General features: G+C 63.5%; 15 protein-coding genes. 6 read left to right on the forward strand and 9 right to left on the reverse strand.

The features are described from left to right. The first annotated feature begins 1 nt into the window (after window position 1). A complete protein-coding gene (locus tag GYA95_RS11145) occupies window positions 2-703 on the forward strand; it encodes a YoaK family protein (RefSeq protein ID WP_013972898.1) in 702 nt (233 codons plus the stop codon). On the opposite strand, the gene proP is transcribed toward GYA95_RS11145, so the two are convergent. From proP to glaH, 6 genes are all read right to left on the reverse strand, one after another. Beyond that, a complete protein-coding gene (gene proP, locus GYA95_RS11150; RefSeq protein ID WP_015270626.1) occupies window positions 704-2206 on the reverse strand; it encodes a glycine betaine/L-proline transporter ProP in 1503 nt (500 codons plus the stop codon). Window positions 2207-2365: 159 nt separating this feature from the next. Beyond that, a complete protein-coding gene (gene hemB / locus GYA95_RS11155; protein ID WP_013972900.1) occupies window positions 2366-3340 on the reverse strand; it encodes a porphobilinogen synthase in 975 nt (324 codons plus the stop codon). A 280-nt stretch (window positions 3341-3620) separates the two neighbouring features. After that, entirely contained in the window at window positions 3621-4514 is an 894-nt protein-coding gene (locus GYA95_RS11160) for a PA4780 family RIO1-like protein kinase (RefSeq protein ID WP_015270627.1), read from the reverse strand. Window positions 4515-4601: 87 nt separating this feature from the next. Beyond that, the gene (gene gabP, locus GYA95_RS11165; RefSeq protein WP_023661037.1) at window positions 4602-5993 is read right to left on the reverse strand and encodes a GABA permease; all 1392 of its coding nucleotides are present in this window, start codon (window positions 5991-5993) and stop codon (window positions 4602-4604) included. Between the two features lie 151 nt (window positions 5994-6144). After that, entirely contained in the window at window positions 6145-7407 is a 1263-nt protein-coding gene (gene lhgO, locus GYA95_RS11170) for an L-2-hydroxyglutarate oxidase (RefSeq protein ID WP_161551394.1), read from the reverse strand. Between the two features lie 114 nt (window positions 7408-7521). Further along, a complete protein-coding gene (glaH, locus tag GYA95_RS11175) occupies window positions 7522-8499 on the reverse strand; it encodes a glutarate dioxygenase GlaH (protein ID WP_015270629.1) in 978 nt (325 codons plus the stop codon). 195 nt (window positions 8500-8694) lie between these two features. Here glaH and csiR point away from each other — a divergent pair, with 195 nt between their 5' ends. The 3 genes from csiR to GYA95_RS11190 all read left to right on the forward strand — a co-directional run bounded on the left by csiR (window position 8695) and on the right by GYA95_RS11190 (window position 11651). Continuing rightward, complete coding sequence (gene csiR, locus GYA95_RS11180) at window positions 8695-9390, forward strand: DNA-binding transcriptional regulator CsiR (RefSeq protein ID WP_015270630.1); 696 nt, start codon at window positions 8695-8697, stop codon at window positions 9388-9390. 211 nt (window positions 9391-9601) lie between these two features. Then, on the forward strand, window positions 9602-10282 hold the full coding sequence (locus GYA95_RS11185) for a response regulator transcription factor (RefSeq protein ID WP_013972905.1): 681 nt from the start codon (window positions 9602-9604) through the stop codon (window positions 10280-10282). After that, the gene (locus tag GYA95_RS11190; protein WP_015270631.1) at window positions 10260-11651 is read left to right on the forward strand and encodes a sensor histidine kinase; all 1392 of its coding nucleotides are present in this window, start codon (window positions 10260-10262) and stop codon (window positions 11649-11651) included. The genes GYA95_RS11185 and GYA95_RS11190 overlap by 23 nt, the downstream gene beginning before the upstream one ends. 134 nt (window positions 11652-11785) lie before the next feature. On the opposite strand, the gene cysS is transcribed toward GYA95_RS11190, so the two are convergent. Then, window positions 11786-13168 carry a cysteine--tRNA ligase gene (gene cysS, locus GYA95_RS11195; RefSeq protein WP_013972907.1) on the reverse strand — a complete coding sequence of 461 codons (1383 nt, stop codon included), beginning with the start codon at window positions 13166-13168 and terminating at the stop codon, window positions 11786-11788. Window positions 13169-13177: 9 nt separating this feature from the next. Continuing rightward, a complete protein-coding gene (locus tag GYA95_RS11200) occupies window positions 13178-14881 on the reverse strand; it encodes a glutamine--tRNA ligase/YqeY domain fusion protein (protein ID WP_015270632.1) in 1704 nt (567 codons plus the stop codon). 247 nt (window positions 14882-15128) lie between these two features. Here GYA95_RS11200 and GYA95_RS11205 point away from each other — a divergent pair, with 247 nt between their 5' ends. Both GYA95_RS11205 and GYA95_RS11210 read left to right on the forward strand, forming a co-directional pair. After that, window positions 15129-15629 carry a peptidylprolyl isomerase gene (locus GYA95_RS11205; protein ID WP_003259195.1) on the forward strand — a complete coding sequence of 167 codons (501 nt, stop codon included), beginning with the start codon at window positions 15129-15131 and terminating at the stop codon, window positions 15627-15629. After that, the gene (locus GYA95_RS11210) at window positions 15626-16348 is read left to right on the forward strand and encodes a UDP-2,3-diacylglucosamine diphosphatase (RefSeq protein WP_013972909.1); all 723 of its coding nucleotides are present in this window, start codon (window positions 15626-15628) and stop codon (window positions 16346-16348) included. Before GYA95_RS11205 ends, GYA95_RS11210 begins: the two co-directional genes overlap by 4 nt. A 113-nt stretch (window positions 16349-16461) precedes the next feature. Here the strand turns inward: GYA95_RS11210 and pvdQ are convergent, their stop codons facing one another. Then, window positions 16462-18774, reverse strand: a complete 2313-nt coding sequence (gene pvdQ / locus GYA95_RS11215; RefSeq protein ID WP_043935672.1) for a bifunctional acylase PvdQ — start codon at window positions 18772-18774, stop codon at window positions 16462-16464. Window positions 18775-18935 lie beyond the last annotated feature (161 nt).

Raw genomic sequence — 18935 nt, forward strand, 5'->3', positions numbered from 1 at the left:
GATGCTGCCCAACACCCTCCCCGCGCGCACTGCCAAGCGGCTGCGCCTGCAGATTCTGCGTGGTCGTGTCGGCCTCGGCCTGGTCGCCGGCCTGTCCGTACTGGCCGGCATGACCGATGCCATCGGCCTGCTGGCGCTGGGCGACTTCGTGTCATTCATGAGTGGCAACACCACGCGTCTGGCCGTCGCCATCAGCGATGCGGACCTGGCCCTGGTGCTGCGCCTGAGTGCTGCAGTGCTGAGCTTCGTCATCGGCAACGCCCTGGGCGTGCTGCTGGCGCGCGCGTTCCGTCGTCGGGCCTGGCCGGTGCTGCTGGTGGTCGCCGCCCTGCTGGGCTTTGCAGCCGCATGGCCCTTGGCAGCGACCTTGCCCGCGCTGCTCGCCGCCACACTGGCCATGGGCATGATCAACGCCGTGGTCGAACAGGTGAACGGCCTGCCCATCGGCCTGACCTACGTCACCGGCGCCCTGTCACGCTTCGGTCGTGGGCTGGGGCGCTGGCTGCTGGGCGAGCGGCGCAATGGCTGGCGGGTGCAACTGGTGCCTTGGGCCGGCATGCTGCTGGGCGCCGCGCTGGGTGCCTGGCTGCAGCACCACCTGGGCCTGCAGGCGCTAGCCGGCAGCTGCTCGCTGGCCTGCGTGCTGGCCCTGGTCTCGCGGTTCATTCCACGAACATGGCAGCGTGGCTACATGCCACACTGATCACTCGATGCGCGGGTGCTGCTGCACCAGCAACTTGCGCTTGGCCTCCAGTTCGGCAATCTGCGCATCGATGTCCTCTATCCTTTGTTCGATGTTGTCGTGGTGCTCCTGCAGCAGCTCACGCGCTTCCTCGATATCCGATGCTGCCGGTGCCGCGCCGCGCAGCGGCTTGTTGGCGGTTTCCTTCATGGTCAGGCCGGTGACCAGCCCCACGGCGGCGATCACCATCAGGTAATAGGCCGGCATGTACAGGTTGCCAGTACTCTCCACCAGCCAGGCGGCGATGGTCGGGGTGAGGCCGGCGATCAGCACCGAGATGTTGAAGGCGCTGGCGAGGGCGCTGTAGCGGATATGCGTGGGGAACATTGCCGGTAGCGTCGAGGCCATCACGCCGATGAAGAAGTTCAGCAGCACGGCAATGATCAGCAGCCCGGCAAAGATCACCCCCAGTACGCCGCTGTTGATGAGCATGAATGCCGGAATAGCCAGCGCGAACAGGCCGACGCTGCCGACGATGATGAACGGTCGGCGGCCGAACTTGTCGCTGAGCAGCCCGATCATCGGCTGCACGAACAGCATGCCGACCATGATCGCGATGATGATCAGCACGCCATGGTCTTCGCTGTAGTGCAGGTTGTGCGACAGGTAGCTGGGCATGTACGTGAGCAGCATGTAGTAGGTGACGTTGGTGGCGATTACCACACCGATACAGGTCACCAGGCTGCGCCAGTGTTGGGTGGCGACCTCCTTGAAGGACACCTTGGGCCCGGACGCCAGGCCTTCGCGGTCGCCCTGCTCCAGTTTGTCGACATGCTGCTGGAAAGCCGGCGTTTCCTCCAGGGCATGGCGCAGGTACAGGCCGATGATGCCCAGCGGCAAGGCGAGGAAGAACGGCAGGCGCCAACCCCATTCGAGGAACTTGTCCTCACCCAGCACCGTAGAGATCAACACCACCACACCGGCACCCAGCACGAACCCGGCAATCGAGCCGAAGTCCAGCCAACTGCCGAGAAACCCCCGTTTTCGGTCCGGGGCATATTCGGCGACGAAGATCGACGCGCCGGTGTACTCGCCCCCCACCGAGAAGCCCTGGGCCATCTTGGCCAGCAGCAACAGGATCGGCGCCCAGATACCGATGCTGGCATAGGACGGTATCAGGCCGATGGCAAAGGTGCTGAGCGACATGATCACGATGGTCGCAGCGAGGATTTTCTGCCGCCCGAACCGGTCGCCCAAGGCACCGAAGAACAGCCCGCCCAGAGGCCTGATCAGAAACGGCACCGAGAACGTGGCCAACGCCGCGATCATCTGCACGCTTGGGTCGGCATTGGGGAAGAAAACCTTGCCCAGGGCGTAGGCGACGAAGCCGTAGACGCCGAAGTCGAACCACTCCATGGCATTGCCCAGTGCCGCCGCGGTGATTGCCTTGCGCATCTTGCCGTCGTCGACGATGGTGATGTCCTTCAGGCCGATTGGCTGGATGCTTTTCTTGCGAGGTTTCATGTCCGTATCCCTGTCGATGAATGCTCTAAGGGATGAGATACAACGGGACACTAAATAATTCAGCGCTTACGGTTTTTTTGTGTTTTTCCTCACCGGTTGCGGCGCAGGTAAAGAAAAGCCGCTGCGATGGCAGCGGCTTGCATGGGCAACGGCTCGCGGTCAGATGCCTTCGCGGGCCAGGTCCATGGCGAAGTAGGTGAGGATCAGGTCGGCACCGGCACGCTTGATCGCGCCAATGCTTTCACGCACCACCCGGCCTTCATCGATGGCGCCAGCCAGGCCACCGAACTTGATCATCGCGTACTCGCCGCTCACCTGGTACGCCGCCAGCGGCAGGCGCGAGGCGGCACGGATATCGGCGATCACGTCGAGGTAGGCACCGGCCGGCTTGACCATCAGTACATCGGCGCCTTCCTGCTCGTCGAGCAGCGACTCGCGCACGGCTTCGCGGCGGTTCATCGGGTTCATCTGGTAGCTCTTGCGGTCGCCCTTCAGCGCGGTACCACCGGCTTCACGGAACGGGCCATACAGCGACGAGGCGAACTTGGTGGAATAGGCCATGATCGCGGTGTCGTGGAAGCCGGCACCATCCAGCGCGCTGCGGATGGCCTGGACCTGGCCGTCCATCGCCGCCGACGGGGCAATGAAGTCGGCACCGGCAGCAGCGGCGATGACCGCCTGCTTGCCCAGGTTGGCCAGGGTGGCGTCGTTGTCCACGCCGTGGTCGTGCAGCACGCCGCAGTGGCCATGGCTGGTGTATTCGCAGAAGCAGGTGTCGGACATCACCACCATTTCCGGCACGGTGTCCTTGCAGATGCGTGACATGCGCGCGACCAGGCCGTTTTCGTTCCAGGTGTCGCTGCCGACGGCGTCCAGGTTGTGCGAAACGCCAAAGGTCATCACCGACTTGATACCAGCGCGGGCATAGCGCTCGATTTCCTGGGCCAGCAGCTTCTCGGGGATGCGGTTGACGCCCGGCATGCTGGTGATCGGCACGAAGTCATCGATGCCCTCTTCGACGAAGATCGGCAGGATCAGGTCTTCAAGGCGGAACTCGGTTTCCTGGAAGATCGTGCGCAGGGACTCGTTCTGGCGCAGGCGGCGTGGACGAACGGACGGGAATTGGTTGGACATGACAGCTCCAGGGAATTTGAACGGCGTATACCTTATGCCTGTCGCGCGCCAGTGAAAAGGCCAGATGACGAGATATTGTCTTGCGTCAACAGCAACAAGCCTGCAATGGCCCTATCGCTGGCAAGCCCTGGCCTTGCCTTCAAGGCATGCGCAGGTCCTGTAGGAGCAGCCTTGTGCTGCGAAGGGGCCATTAAAGCCGAAGGTGATGTGTTACCTTGCAGGCCTCTTCGCAGCACAAGGCTGCTCCTACAGAGAACTGTGCAGCCCTCAAGGCAACATTTTACTGAAGCCAGGGCGGCGCAGGCTCCTCTGCCCTGGCCGCCCCATGCTCAGCCTCGGCCCGCGCGGCGCGCCGGCGCGCATCATCCAGCCGGGCCGCATCGATCTCGCGCATCACCCCGGCCACGTCAGCCGCCTGCTCGTCATCCTCGAACAACCCCGTCAGTGGGCTGTCCGGGCGCAGTTCGCCCGCCTCGTACAAGGCCCACATTTCCTGCGCATACCGGGTACTTTTCAGCTCCGGCGCAAAGCGCCCGAAATAATGGGCCATGTTGGCCACATCGCGCTGCAGCATGCTGAAGGCATGGTTGTTGGCCGCTGCATCCACCGCTTGCGGCAAGTCGATGATCACCGGCCCGTCCGGGCCTAGCAGCACGTTGAACTCCGACAGGTCGCCGTGCACCAGCCCGGCACACAGCATCAGCACGATCTGGCGAATGACAAAGGCATGGTACGCCCGGGCTTCCTCGGCTTCGAGGTGTACGTCGTTCAGGCGCGGGGCCGCGTCACCGTCGGCATCGGTCACCAGCTCCATCAACAGCACGCCGTCCTGGAAATCGTAGGGCCTGGGAACCCTCACACCAGCGCCGGCCAGGCGGAACAGCGCCGCCACTTCGGCGTTCTGCCAGGCGTCTTCGGCTTCCTTGCGGCCGTACTTGCTGCCCTTGGCCATGGCCCGGGCCTGACGGCTGTTGCGAACCTTGCGGCCCTCCTGGTACTCGGCAGCCTGGCGGAAACTGCGCTTGTTGGCTTCTTTATAAACCTTGGCGCAGCGCACCTGGCTGCCACAGCGCACCACATACACGGCGGCTTCCTTGCCACTCATCAACGGCCGCAGTACTTCGTCGACCAGGCCGTCTTCGATCAGGGGTTCGATTCTTTTGGGTGTCTTCATCAGGCTGCGTTCGGGGTCCTGGCTGTGATGGCGGACATCCTCTCACAGCCTGATGCGACTTGCTCGTCTGTCTTCAGGCCGAGCGACTCAAGCGCCCTGCCCTACGCTGCCAACCACCGCCTCGCGCGCCCGGCGCCGTGTGACCAGAAGGCCCGAACACACCACCAGTACCGCCAGCACCATGGTCGATACTACTTCCAGACGGTGATCCGGGCGGAACAGCATCAGTACCAGCACGCCGCTGATGAACAGGATCACGCCCCAGGTCAGCCATGGGAACAGCCACATGCGGTAGCCCAACGTCTTGCCCTGTGCAGTCAGGCGCTGACGCAGGCGCAGCTGGGAAACGGCGATCACCAGATACACCAGCAGGGCAATGGCGCCGGAGCTTGCCATGAGGAAGCCGAACACCTTGGCCGGGACCAGGTAATTGGCAATCACCGCCAGGAAAGCTGCGCCTGTGGACAGCAGCACAGCCACCACAGGGGTGCCGCTGCGGCTGGTCACCTGGGCACAGGCCGGCGCATCACCGCGGCGGCTCAGCGAGTAGACCATGCGCGAAGCGGTATACAGCGACGAGTTGAGGCAACTGGTCACCGACGTCAGCACCACGAAGTCGATGATGGCCTTGGCATTCGGCACGCCCAGGGTGTCCAGCACCGTGACATAGGACCCTTCGGTGGCCAGGCGCGGGTCAGTCCACGGCACCAGCGCGATGACGATGAAGATCGACAGGATATAGAACAGCGTGATCCGCCAGATCACCGAGTTGGTGGCCTTGGAAATATGCTTGCCCGCTTCATCCGATTCGGCTGCGGCAATGGTCACCACTTCGGCGCCGAGGAACGAGAACATGGTAATCAGCATGGCGCTCAGCACCGCACCAAAACCGTTGGGCATGAAGCCGCCACTGTCCCACAGGCGCGACACGCCGCTGACACCGGAGCCTGGCAGCAGGCCGAAGATGGCGCATACCCCCAGCGCGATGAAGCCGACAATGGCCACCACCTTGACCAACGCCAGCCAGAACTCGAACTCACCGTAGTTCTTCACGCTGAACAGGTTGGTGGCGGTCAGCAACAGGGTAATCACCAACGACAAGACCCAGATCTCCAGCTGCGGGACCCAGGAATTGATGATGGTGGCGGCGATATTGGCTTCGATGGGGATGATCAGTACCCAGAACCACCAATACAGCCAGCCGATTGTGTAGCCGGCCCATTTGCCGATGGCGAGGTCGGCATAGGTAGAGAACGAACCGGTGTCCGGTGAAGCAACGGCCATTTCGGCCAGCATGCGCATCACCAGCACCACCAGCGCGCCGGCCAGGATATAGGCCAGGATGGTGGCGGGCCCTGCCTCGGCAATCGCACGGCCGGAGCCGACGAACAGGCCGGCACCGATCACGCCGGCAATGGACAGCATGGTGACATGCCGGGATTTCAATCCATGACTCAAATTGTTCTTGTGGGTTTGCATGGCGCTACCTTGTTGTTTTTGTCATGCCCACGCTGGGGCCGCCGGCTTGCACGTCACCGACGCAGGCGCGAAAAAGCCCGCCCTGCCCCAGATGGTGAGTAGGGCAGTACGGGTTGAGGAAAACGAAACCGCAGGGCGTATTACGGGTAGGTCAGCCGGCAGCCCGCTGACGAGGCGCCAGGTCGGCCTTGGGGAAACTGCCGCCCTGGCGGCCAACCTGCTCGCATACCTTGTCGACGATGTAGGCGCCGATCGGGATGGCGGAGGTAGCGGCCGGCGACGGTGCGTTGCACACGTTGACGCTGCGAGCGGTGTTGACGAACAGGAAGTCGTCGATCAGCTTGCCGTCACGCGATACGGCCTGGGCACGCACGCCGGCCGGATAAGGCGTGAGGTCGGCCTTGGTGATGCTCGGGCAGTATTTCTGGACCTGCTTGAGGTAGCCACCCTTGAACAGCGAGTTCTTCATCTCGATCAGGCCTGGGCGGAAGTTCTTCGCCAGCACCTTGAGGATGCCGGGGGTGGTCAGGGTCTGGAACAGGTCGGCTGGGCTGACATCACGCTTGCGGTAACCCTCGCGCTTCATTGCCAGCACGGCGTTGGGGCCAACGGTCACGGTGCCGTCGATCATGCGAGTCAGGTGCACCCCCAGGAACGGCATGGACGGGTCGGGAATCGGGTAGATCAGGTGGTTGACGATCTGGTCGTGCTGCTTGGGCAGCAGGTAGTACTCGCCACGGAACGGGCAGATGACGAACTCGGTCCGCAGGCCCAGCATGCTCACCACGCGGTCGGCCATCAGGCCCGAGCAGGTCACCAGGAAACGGCTGCGCAACTCATCGTCATGATGGTCGCCACGCGTGCGCACGACCACTTCGCTGGCCAGCTCCTGCAGGCCAACCACCTCGGCGCCATAGCGGATCTCACCGCCGGCGCGCTGGAACTCGGCGCCCATGGCCGCAGTCACTTCAGCGTAATTGACGATACCGCTGGAGGGCACGAAGATGCCGCCCATGCCAACGATATTGGGCTCGCGCTCGCGCAGTTCGGCCGCCGACAGCCAGTAGCGCTCCAGGCCATTGGCCGCGGTGCGCTCCCACAGCGCCTTCATGCGCTGCATTTCCAGGTCGTTGGTAGCCACCAGCAGCTTGCCGCATTCATCGAAGCGGATACCGTGCTGGGTGCAGAAAGCCTTGGTGGCCTTGTTGCCTTCCAGGCAGAAGCGCGCCTTGAGGCTGCCGGGGGTGTAATACACGCCGGCGTGGATCACGCCGCTGTTGTGGCCGGTCTGGTGGCGGGCCGGGCCGGACTCTTTCTCCAGCAGGAGAATCTTCGCATCCGGGTAGACCTTGATCAGGTGCATGGCCGTGGACATGCCCACAATGCCACCGCCAATGATGATGAAATCGTACACAGCCTTACCTCACACGCAGGCATTGCCTGACTGGCTCACCAAGGCCCGCGCGGGCCCTGGTGGCATCGTTTTGTGCAAAGACGCGAGGGCGGGCGCCCGCCCCGCGCCCTGTCATTATTGCCCGCGCTGGTACAGCGGTTTGGGGAAGGCCACGTAACCGCGCTGGCGCATCAGCTCGCGGCGCAGGCCTTCATGCGGCGTGAAGCGGTCGCGGCCATGCAGCCAGAACAGGTTGTTGATCAGCAGGAAGCTACCCACACCGACCGGTACCGAAAGCTTCTTCTCGCTGCCTTCCAGCGATTCGGACAAGGCGTTCAGCCAGATGCCCTCCTCGTAGTTTTCCGGCTGCACGAACTGGTCGATGTAGCGCATGGTCGGGCGGCCTTCGGCATCGGTGTCGAATACCGAGTGGAACACATCTTCGGACACCTTCTTGCTCGGCGGTGCGGTCCAGCGCATTTGGCGACGGGCCAGCGGGTGGCGGAAGAATTCGTCGCACTGCTCCCAGTCGTCCAGGTGCAGCAGCAGCGAGTTGCCGCCTTCCATGTTCTTTTCGTCAATCTTCAGCATCAGCACGTAGTCGGTGATCTGGTTGACGAAGGTGCCGTCGTTGTGCAGCTCCATGACCCGGTGCGGCTGGCGCAGGTAGCTGTCGGAGTTGTCGGTGTTGACCACCACGAAGCGGGCATAGAACTGGCCGCTCATGGCGTCGTAGTTGGAGCGGCCGATCAGGTGTGCGCAGGCGGTGGTGAACTTGACCATGTCCTCGGCCTGGCTCACGTCATCCAGGCCGACCGGGGTGATCAGCATGCCGCCGCTGGCGCGGTTGAGGATGGTATTGAGCAGCACCGGCCGCAGGGTGCCCTGGCACAGCTCGTCGAGGATCTCGCCAACCCGGAAGCGCAGGAACGACTTGTACTCCAGCGCCTGCACCGGCCACTGGGCAACAGCCTGGACGAACGCTTCGACCGTTTCGCGGGCAAAGGTGAGCTCAAGCAGGCGCGGCGACTGTTTCGAAGGGGCGATGGTGTAACCACGCGGCTCGAGCGGCAGTGGCATCACAAGTTCGTCGATCTGCGTAAAAGCGTTCATGGCAGTGTCCTGGCAGAAAAAATGAGTAGCGCCGTCCGGGCATGACCTGGATCAGTGCGGGCGAGCTAAAATTATCGCCATAAACGCAAAATGTCTACATTTTTATTTTTCAAAGACAGAATGTATTTTTGTCCATTGTTTTTCGCCGGCGAACGCTTTCGGTATGATCGTCAAAACCGTTTGAGGAACAGGACCTTGGAAGCGCTCGCCCCCCGACAAAACTCAGCATTCAGCGGGTATGAGAGGCTCAAGAAGGACATCATCCGCGGCGTGTTCAAACCCGGCGAAAAGCTGCTGATGAGCACCCTGAAGGAGCGCTACGACCTGGGCGTGGGCCCGCTGCGCGAAGCACTGTCGCAGTTGGTGGCCGAGCACCTGGTCAACGCGATCAGCCAGAAGGGCTACCGTGTGGCGCCCATGTCGCTGGACGAGATGAACGACATCTACGATGCCCGCGCCAACCTGGAGGCGATGATCATCACCCTGGCCATCGAGCGTGGCGACGACGCCTGGGAGGCGTCGGTACTGGCCCACTCGCATACCCTGGCCAAGGTGGTGGAAGTGAAGACCCGCGAGCAGCGCCTGGATGTGTGGGACGAACGGCACAAGGCATTCCACACGGCCATTGCCTCGGGCTGCGGCTCCAAGCACCTGCTGCAGGCGCGCACTTACCTGTTCGACCAGGCCGAGCGCTACCGGCACCTGTGGCTGACCCAGACGGTGTTTTCCGAACAGGCCCTGGAGCTCAAGCGCCAGGAGCATGCGGCTCTGGTGGAAGTGATTCTGGCCCGGGACGCCAAGCGCGCCAGTGCCATGATGCGCTCGCACCTGATGACTCCGGTGCCGATCATTGCGCAGATCATGCATGCCGAGGGTATCGGCGCACGCTAGAGGGTTGCTTTGTATCCCTCAGGGCCCTATCGCCGGCAAGCCAGCTCCCACAGGTACTGCGCTGCCTTCGGGGCCTGTGGGGTCTCTGTGGGAGCTGGCTTGCCGGCGATAGGGCCAGGGCAGGCAAAACGCGCCAGATGAATTTTTCTTAAATCGCCGTTTGGCTATTCTTTGGCACAATCAAGTCTCCAATAGATGCCCGGGAACCAGCATGCCTCGCGTACTGACTATCGAAGACGACGCCGTCACCGGCCAGGAAATCGTCGCCGAACTTACCAGCCACGGCCTTGAGGTGGATTGGGCCGACAATGGCCGTGAAGGCCTGGCCAAGGCCATTGCCGGCGGCTACGACCTGATCACCCTGGACCGCATGCTGCCCGAGGTCGATGGCCTGACCATCGTCACCACGCTGCGCAACCTCAAGATTGCCACGCCGATCCTGATGATCAGCGCCCTCTCCGACGTCGACGAGCGGGTGCGCGGCCTGCGTGCCGGGGGTGACGACTACCTGACCAAACCGTTCGCCTCCGACGAGATGGCCGCGCGGGTCGAAGTGCTGCTGCGCCGCAACAGCGTACCCATGACCCAGACCCGCCTTCAGGTCGCCGACCTGCAACTGGACCTGATCAGCCACGAAGCCCGCCGTGGCGAACAGACCCTCAACCTGCTGCCCACCGAATACAAGCTGCTGGAGTACCTGATGCGCCATAGCGGCCAGGTGATCACCCGGATGATGATTTTCGAGGAAGTCTGGGGCTACCACTTCGACCCGGGCACCAACCTGATCGACGTACACATCGGTCGCCTGCGCAAGAAAATCGACTCGCCCGGCCAGTCGCCGCTGATCCGTACGGTACGGGGCTCCGGCTATGCCATTGCTGAACCCGTCTAAGGGCTGGAGCTCCTCGACCAGCCGCCTGCTGGCGCTGTACAGCTTTCTGTTCGTGGCCTGGAGCAGCATCCTCATGGGGGTGCTGTACTTCGAGGTGTCCAGCTACCTGAACAAACTCACCCGCCATTCGATGCTGCAGCGCCAGCACCTGTTCGCGCACATGAGCGGCAAACAGCTGGACGACGCCCTGGTCGCCAGCCAGGCCTTCGAGGAGCGCAGCTTCGACGCCTACGGCCTGTTCGACAACCAACTCAACCCGATCGGCGGGCGCATTCGCGCCATCCCGCCAGAGCTGGGGCTGGACGGCAAGGTTCACGAACTCAAGCGCTGCCTGGACGCCGACGACCCGCACATGCCGCGTGACAGCTGCGACGCGGTGGCGATCAAGGTGCAAGATGGCCGCTGGCTGGTGCTGGTGCGCGACAACGGCTCGCTGTTCGTGGTCACCCGGATCATCCTGCATGCCCTGCTTTGGGGGATCTCGCTGACCCTGATCCCGGGCTTTGCCGGCTGGTACCTGCTGAGGCGCCGCCCACTCAAGCGCATCCGCGCGATCCAGGCCCAGGCCGAACTGATCGTCGCCGGTGACCTTACCCACCGCCTGCCGCTGTCGGCCCGGCGCGACGAGCTGGACATGCTGGCAGCCATCGTCAACGCCATGCTCGACCGCATCGAGCGGCTGATGCACGAGGTCAAGGGCGTGTGTGACAACATCGCCCACGACCTGCGCACCCCGCTCACGCGCCTGCGCGCCCAGCTGTACCGCATTCGCCAGCAAAGTGACGCTGACTCCACCCAGGCCGAGGCACTGGACCAGGCCATTAGCGAAACCGACACCCTGATGGCGCGTTTTCGCGGGTTGTTGCGCATCAGCGAACTGGAAGACCGCCAGCGGCGGGCCGGTTTCGTCCAGCTTGACCCGCACGAGTTGCTGGTCGAGCTGCACGACTTCTACCTGCCGTTGGCAGAAGATGGCGGCATCCGCCTGGAACTGCAGCAGCCGGCCGAACTGCCGGCATTGCATGGTGACCGCGAACTGCTGTTCGAGGCACTGGCCAACCTGGTGGGCAACGGCATCAAGTTCACGCCCGAGGGTGGGCTGGTGCGGATAGCGGCGACGCAGGACGACAAAGGGCTGCACCTGGCCATCGAGGACAGCGGGCCGGGTATTCCGGAAGAGGAACGTGCGGCAGTGCTGAAGCGCTTCTACCGTAGCGATGAAGGCCACCGCCATGCGGGGTTCGGGCTGGGGTTGTCGATCGTTGCGGCGATCGTCGACCTGCATGGGTTCGGGCTGGAAGTGGGGGAAAGCGAGCTGGGTGGGGCGAGGCTGGTACTGCACTGCCCGCTCGCCGGGCTAGCCAAATAGAAGCTGGGGCCGCTATGCGGCCCATCGCCGGCAAGCCAGCTCCCACAGGGACTGCGCAGTTCTTCAGTATTGCGCGGTTCCTGTGGGAGCTGGCTTGCCGGCGATGGGCTGCGCAGCAGCCCCAATGACATCGATCAGTCGGCCAGACGCCAGGTAGTCCCACCCTTGCCGTCTTCCAGCACCACACCCATGGCGGTCAGCTGGTCGCGAATGCGGTCGGACTCGGCCCAGTTCTTGTCCGCACGCGCCTGCAGGCGCGCCTGGATCAAGCCCTCGACCTCAGCGGCATCCACCTTGCCTTCGGCCCCTGCACGCAGGAAGTCATCGGCTTCCAGCTGCAGCACACCCAGCACGTCACCCAGCTCGCGCAGGCGACCTGCCAGGCCGGCAGCAGCCTCCACGTCGCTTTCGCGCAGGCGGTTGATCTCGCGCACCAGGTCGAACAGCACGGCGCAGGCTTCGGGGGTGCCGAAGTCGTCGTTCATGGCCACGCTGAAGCGCTCGACAAACTCTTCGCCACCCTTGGCCGCCACCCGTGGCAAGCCACGCAGGGCGTGGTAGAAGCGCTCCAGCGCGCCCTTGGCGTCGCGCAGGCTGTCTTCCGAGTAGTTGATCGCGCTGCGGTAGTGGCTGGCCACCAGCAGGTAGCGCACCACTTCCGGGTGATACTTCTCGAGCACGTCGCGAATGGTGAAGAAGTTGTTCAACGACTTGGACATCTTCTCGCCATTGATACGAATCATGCCGCAGTGCATCCAGGCGTTTGCGTACTGCTTGCCGGTGGCCGCCTCGCTCTGGGCGATCTCGTTCTCGTGGTGCGGGAACTCCAGGTCGCTACCGCCGCCGTGGATGTCGAAGCTTTCACCCAGGCAGCAGGTGGACATCACCGAGCACTCGATGTGCCAGCCCGGACGCCCCGGGCCCCATGGCGACTCCCAGCTCGGCTCGCCCGGCTTGACGCCCTTCCACAGCACGAAGTCCAGCGGGTCCTGCTTGGCTTCGTCGACCTCGATACGGGCACCGATGCGCAGGTCTTCGATCTTCTTGCGCGACAGCTTGCCGTAGCCGACGAACTTGCCGACGCGGTAGTACACGTCACCATTGCCCGGGGCATAGGCATAACCCTTGTCGATCAGGGTCTGGATCATCGCGTGCATGCCGGCGATATGGTCGGTGGCACGCGGCTCCTGGTCCGGCGGCAGGATGTTCAGGCGGCGCTCGTCTTCGTGCATCGCGTCGATCATGCGGGCGGTCAGGGCATCGAAGCTTTCGCCGTTCTCGTTGGCCCGGTTGATGATCTTGTCATCGATGTCGGTGATGTTGCGCACGTAGGTCAGCTCGTAGCCGCTCTTGCGCAGCCAGCGGGTGACCAGGTCGAAGGCCACCATGCTGCGGCCATGGCCCAGGTGGCAGTAGTCGTACACGGTCATGCCGCACACGTACATGCGCACCTTGTTGCCATCCAGCGGCTTGAAGGTTTCCTTCGTTTTGCTCAGCGTGTTGTAGATGGTAAGCACGGCGGTTCCTCAGCTGCCCCAGGAGTCACGCAGGGTGACAGTGCGGTTGAACACCGGGCGGCCCGGCTGGCTGTCCTTCAGGTCGGCGCAGAAGTAGCCTTCGCGTTCGAACTGGAAACGGTCCTCGGGCTGCGCCTGGGCCAGCGACGGCTCGGCGCGGCAGCCGCTGAGCACCTGCAGCGAGCCTGGGTTGATGTTGTCCAGGAAGCTGCCGCCCTCCTCGGTCTTTTCCGGGTTCGGCGAGCGGAACAGGCGGTCGTACAGGCGCACTTCGCACTCGATGCTGCCCTCGGCCGGTACCCAGTGGATCACGCCCTTGACCTTGCGGCCTTCCGGGTTCTTGCCCAGGGTGTCCGGGTCGTACGAGCAGCGCAGCTCGACGATGTTGCCGTCGGCATCCTTGATCGCCTCGTCGGCGCGGATCACGTAGCTGCCGCGCAGGCGCACTTCACCGGCCGGTTCCAGGCGCTTGTAGCCCTTCGGCGGCTCTTCCATGAAGTCGTCGCGGTCGATGTACAGTTCACGGGAGAACGGCAGCACGCGCACGCCCATGTCTTCCTTCGGGTGGCGCGGCAGTTCGAGCTGCTCGACCTGGCCTTCCGGATAGTTGGTTATGACCACCTTCAGCGGGCGCAGCACGCACATGGCGCGCGGTGCGGTGCGGTCCAGGTCGTCACGAATGCTGAACTCGAGCATCGACATGTCGACCACGCCGTCGGAACGGTTGGTGCCGATCATTTCGCAGAAGTTGCGGATCGAAGCCGGGGTGTAGCCACGGCGACGGAAGCCGGACAGGGTCGACATGCGTGGGTCGTCCCAGCCTTCGACGTGCTTTTCGTCGACCAGCTGCTTGAGCTTGCGCTTGGACGTGATGGTGTAGTTCAGGTTCAGGCGGCTGAACTCGTACTGGCGCGGGTGCGCCGGCACCGGCAGGTTGTCGAGGAACCAGTCGTACAGCGGACGATGGCCTTCGAACTCCAGGGTGCAGATCGAATGGGTGATGCCCTCGATGGCGTCCGACTGGCCGTGGGTGAAGTCGTAGTTCGGGTAGATGCACCACTTGTCACCGGTCTGGTGGTGGTGGGCATGGCGGATACGGTACAGGATCGGGTCACGCAGGTTCATGTTCGGCGAGGCCATGTCGATCTTGGCCCGCAGCACGCGCTCGCCATCCTTGAACTCGCCGGCCTTCATGCGCGCGAACAGGTCGAGGTTCTCGTCAACGCTGCGCTCGCGGAACGGGCTGTTCTTGCCCGGCTCCTTGAGGTTGCCACGGTATTCCTTGGCTTGCTCGGGGGTAAGGTCGCAGACGTAGGCCTTGCCACGCTTGATCAGCTCGACCGCCCAGTCGTGCAGCTGGTCAAAGTAGTCGGAGGCGTAGCGCACATCGCCGGCCCAGTCGAAGCCCAGCCACTTGACATCGCTCTGGATGGCGTCGATGTACTCCTGGTCTTCCTTGGCCGGGTTGGTATCGTCGAAACGCAGGTGGCAGACGCCCCCGAATTCCTTGGCCAGGCCGAAGTTGACGCAGATCGACTTGGCGTGACCGATGTGCAGGTAGCCATTGGGCTCCGGCGGGAAACGGGTGACGATGCTGCTGTGCTTGCCCGAGTCCAGGTCGGCCTGGATGATCGGCCGCAGGAAATTCGCAGGGACAGCGGGGGCGCCTTTGGCAGCGGCGTTGGGCGCGTTGTCGGCAGTGGGCTTGCTCATAGGATCCTTGAATGCACGTGTCCGGCCTGGGTAGGCCGATTGAATCAAAGGGCCTATCATAGCCGAAGCAGTCAAGCTGCTGACAGTCGGGCCCGGACAAACTGGCGTGATTTATCACGGCTTTTTGCCGCAGCCTGGCAAAATGGCCAGTGCGCGCCATGTGTCGCGATCGCCTGATCCTGCGTCAGGTGATGACCCGCGCCCTGCGCACCCTAATTCCGATTGCCTTGAAAGAGCGAGTTTCAGCATGTCCAAAGTCAAACTGAGCACCAACCACGGCGACATCGTCCTGCAACTGGACGCCGAGAAAGCGCCGCTGACTACCGAAAACTTCGTTCAGTACGTCAAGGACGGCCACTACAATGGCACCGTGTTCCACCGCGTGATCAAGGGCTTCATGATCCAGGGCGGCGGCTTCGAGCCTGGCATGAGCCAGAAGAAGACCCGCGCCAGCATCCAGAACGAAGCCGACAACGGCCTGAAGAACAAGAAGTACAGCATCGCCATGGCCCGTACCATGGAGCCGCACTCCGCCTCGGCGCAGTTCTTCATCAACTCGTCCGACAACGACTTCCTCAACCACAGCGGCAAGAACGTTCAGGGCTGGGGCTACGCGGTATTCGGCGAAGTGATCGAAGGCCGTGAAATCGTCGACGCCATCGAAAAGGTCGCCACCGGTTCCAAGGCTGGCCACCAGGACGTGCCGAAGGACGACGTGATCATCGAGAAAGCCGAGATCGTTGAGTGATCCTGCTGATCTCCGATCTGCACTTGCAAGAAGAACGCCCGGACATTACCCGGGCGTTTCTTGATCTGCTCGATGGCCGTGCCCGCCACGCCAAGGCGTTGTACATCCTTGGCGACTTTTTCGAAGCCTGGATCGGCGACGATGCCATGACGCCCTTCCAGCAGTCGGTCTGCCAGGCCATGCGTCGGCTGAGCGACAGCGGCACGGCCATCTACCTGATGCATGGCAACCGTGATTTCCTGATCGGCCAAGCCTTCTGCGACGCTGCGGGCTGCACGTTGCTGCACGACCCCAGCGTGATCGAGCTGGGTGGCGAGCAGGTGCTGCTGATGCATGGCGATACCTTGTGCACCCGCGACCTGGCCTACATGAAAATGCGCCGCTTGCTGCGCAACCCGCTGAGCCTGTGGGTGTTGCGGCACCTGCCGCTGTCGGCCCGCTACAAGCTGGCACGCAAGCTACGCAGCGAAAGCCGCTCGCAAACGCGGATGAAGTCCACCGAGATCGTCGATGTCACGCCAGAGGAAGTGCCGAAGGTAATGGCGGCGCATGGTGTACGTACCTTGGTGCATGGGCATACCCATCGGCCGGCGATACACAAGCTGGTGGTCGACGGGCAACCGGCACGGCGTATCGTGCTGGGCGACTGGGACCGCCGAGGCTGGGCCTTGCAGGTTGACGAGCAAGGCTTTCAGCTGGCGCCGTTCGAGTTTTCCTGACCGACCGAGGCACCTTCTTCGCGGGCATGCCCGCTCCCACAGGTACTGCACCAGGGCTACAAGCGGTGCGGTACCTGTGGGAGCGGGCGAGCCCGCGATGAGGCCGGTATGCCCTACTGCTGGACCACCGCCCCCTTGTCCCCCTCACTGATCACCACTTCCCGGTACTCCGGGTCAGCCTTGATCTGCGCCTCGGTAAATGGAATCACCGCCAGTTGCCCGGCTGCAAACGCCTTGGTCTGGTCACTGGCATGCACCGAAGCCGCTTCACTGGACTGGGAAAACGCCAGCAGCCCACGGGCCTCTGGCCCCTGGTCGGTAAAACTGACCAGTTGCAGGTAGCTGGTACCACTGACCACCAACCGCTTGCCCTGCCCATGCGGCACACTGTAGATCGCGTTGTACACGCCCAACGCCTGCGGGCCACCCGGCACCGGCGTACCATCGCCCGCCTGTTGCACCTGCCCCCAACGCACCTCCCCTGCCATACCGCTGTCACGCACCTGCTCGAGCGACGCCAATGCGGCCTGATGCAACAGCTTGCGCACGGCCGCCTGCTCGACCGCCAACCCGCGCGGGGTGTGCTGCGGATCGGCAGGGTCAAAGGCCACCCGCCAGCTTTGCGGGTGCTCGGCCAGGGCATCGTACAGGTTCTGGAAATGTATCAGCCCAATGCCACTGTCCAGGTCAGCCTTGCCATTCCAGGCCGCCAGGCTGCTGCATACGGCCCGCACATCCGCCTCGGCGCCCTTGCACCACTGCAGCAGGTCAGGCAGCAGCAGGCTGGCCAGGTAGACCTCGTCATCGGTCACCATGCGCTGCAGGTCGTCAGCGCCCAGGCGGGCCGTACCCTGCAGGCGTTGCAGGGCAAAGCGGCCACGCATGCCCAGCGGCTGGTCACTGCGGCTGACCAGCGGCGAATAACCGGTCAGCGGCTGCGCCGGGTTGGCCATCCAGGCCGGGTCGTTGGAGTTCTGCACGAAATCCTCGCGTTCCAGGCTCGGCAGCAGCCGCGCAGGGAAAATCCCCGGCTGTGCGGCCTGCGCATCGACCTTCCACTGGCACGCGCTGCGTGAGCCATCCAGTACCACCAGGCGCCCCTGCGCCTGCGGGTTGCTGCACGCACTCAGCAGTTGCTGATCCACATAAGGCACCACTGACTGGTTCAGGTACAAGGCCTTGCCTGCCGGGTCTACCGCCAGCGTGTTGACCCAGGGAATACCCTGCAGCTGTTCGATCGAGCCTTTCAACGTAGCCAGGCTGTCGGCACGGTTGATCTGGTACCACTGCTGCAACACCCGGGTGTTCTCGAGGTTGGCGTCGCGCAGGCTGTAGGCAGCATGTGCATCCCAGTCCAGGCGCCCCGGCCATTGCACCACCGGGCCGAATTGCGAGCTGTAGACCTGGCGCTGCACCTGGCTCAGGCTGCCATCCTCGGCCTTTACCGCAACACTGACGGTTTGCCGGGCCAACGGCAGCGACTTGCCATCGAGCAGGTAGCGGGTCGGGTCCTTGGGGTCGAGTTGCAGGCGGTACAGGGTGAAGTGATTCGACGTATCGACGGTGTGCGTCCAGGCCAGATGCTGGTTGAAGCCGATGTTGACCACCGGCAGGCCCGGCAATGCCGCCCCCATGACATCGAGCTGGCCGGGAATGGTCAGTTGCATCTGGTAGAAACGCATGCCGCCCATCCACGGGAAGTGCGGGTTGGCCAGCAACAGACCGCGGCCATTGGCCGAACGCCGGGCCCCGACAGCCACCGCATTGCTACCGCGCTCCGTGGCAAAACGCTGCTGCCTGGCCAGCGCCGCGGCAAACCCTGCCGGCGCCGGCTGGCTGGCCTGCGTTGGCGGTTGCGCCCCGGCCAGCGCTTCGACGAACTGCCCGACACCGCCTTCGGCGAGCAGCCGACGGGTCAGCCTGACCAGGTCCTCGCTGCTGATCGGCCGCAGCCACTCGCCAGTGCCACATTCGGCGGGCAACCCCTGGCTGCGGCGCTCGGCCAGCGCCCGGTTGAACCCGCTGGCATAACCTGCCAGCAGCGCCCGTACCGGCGCCGGCTGCGCCTGCAAGAACGCATCGACTGCCGCCGGAGTGTTGAGCCAGGTGAAGAATACGTCGCTGGCCAGGTTGTCACGCTGCTCAAGGGTCTTGCCCTTGGCACCGAAGTAGCGTGAGCGCTCGCCACTCACGGTCAGCACTTCATTGGCCAGCAGGCACAAGTTGTCCTGGGCGTAGGCGTAGCCGATGCCATAACCCAGGCCGCGCTCGTCCTTGGCCACGATGTGCGGCACACCGTAAGTGGTTCGGCGAATCTGCGCACTGGTATCGGCTGCGGCGGACTGCACCGGCACTGCGCCAACGCTGAAGGCTACCAGGGCGGCGGCCAGGCCAGCGCAAGTCATGGGACGGGAAAGTGGAAACACAGGCACTCCTCGGCTTCGGGGATCATCCCGATCAGACGAATGGCCAAATGAAAATTTTACGTATTACAAGGCAATGGAACGTCTTGAACAGAACCAGATTTTTTTTGCGAGTGGGCTGCAGTTTTTCCGTTCTCATTCGTCCTAGTAAGTGAGGCACCCAA

The sequence above is a fragment of the Pseudomonas asiatica genome, assembly GCF_009932335.1.
Taxonomy (GTDB): domain Bacteria; phylum Pseudomonadota; class Gammaproteobacteria; order Pseudomonadales; family Pseudomonadaceae; genus Aquipseudomonas; species Aquipseudomonas asiatica.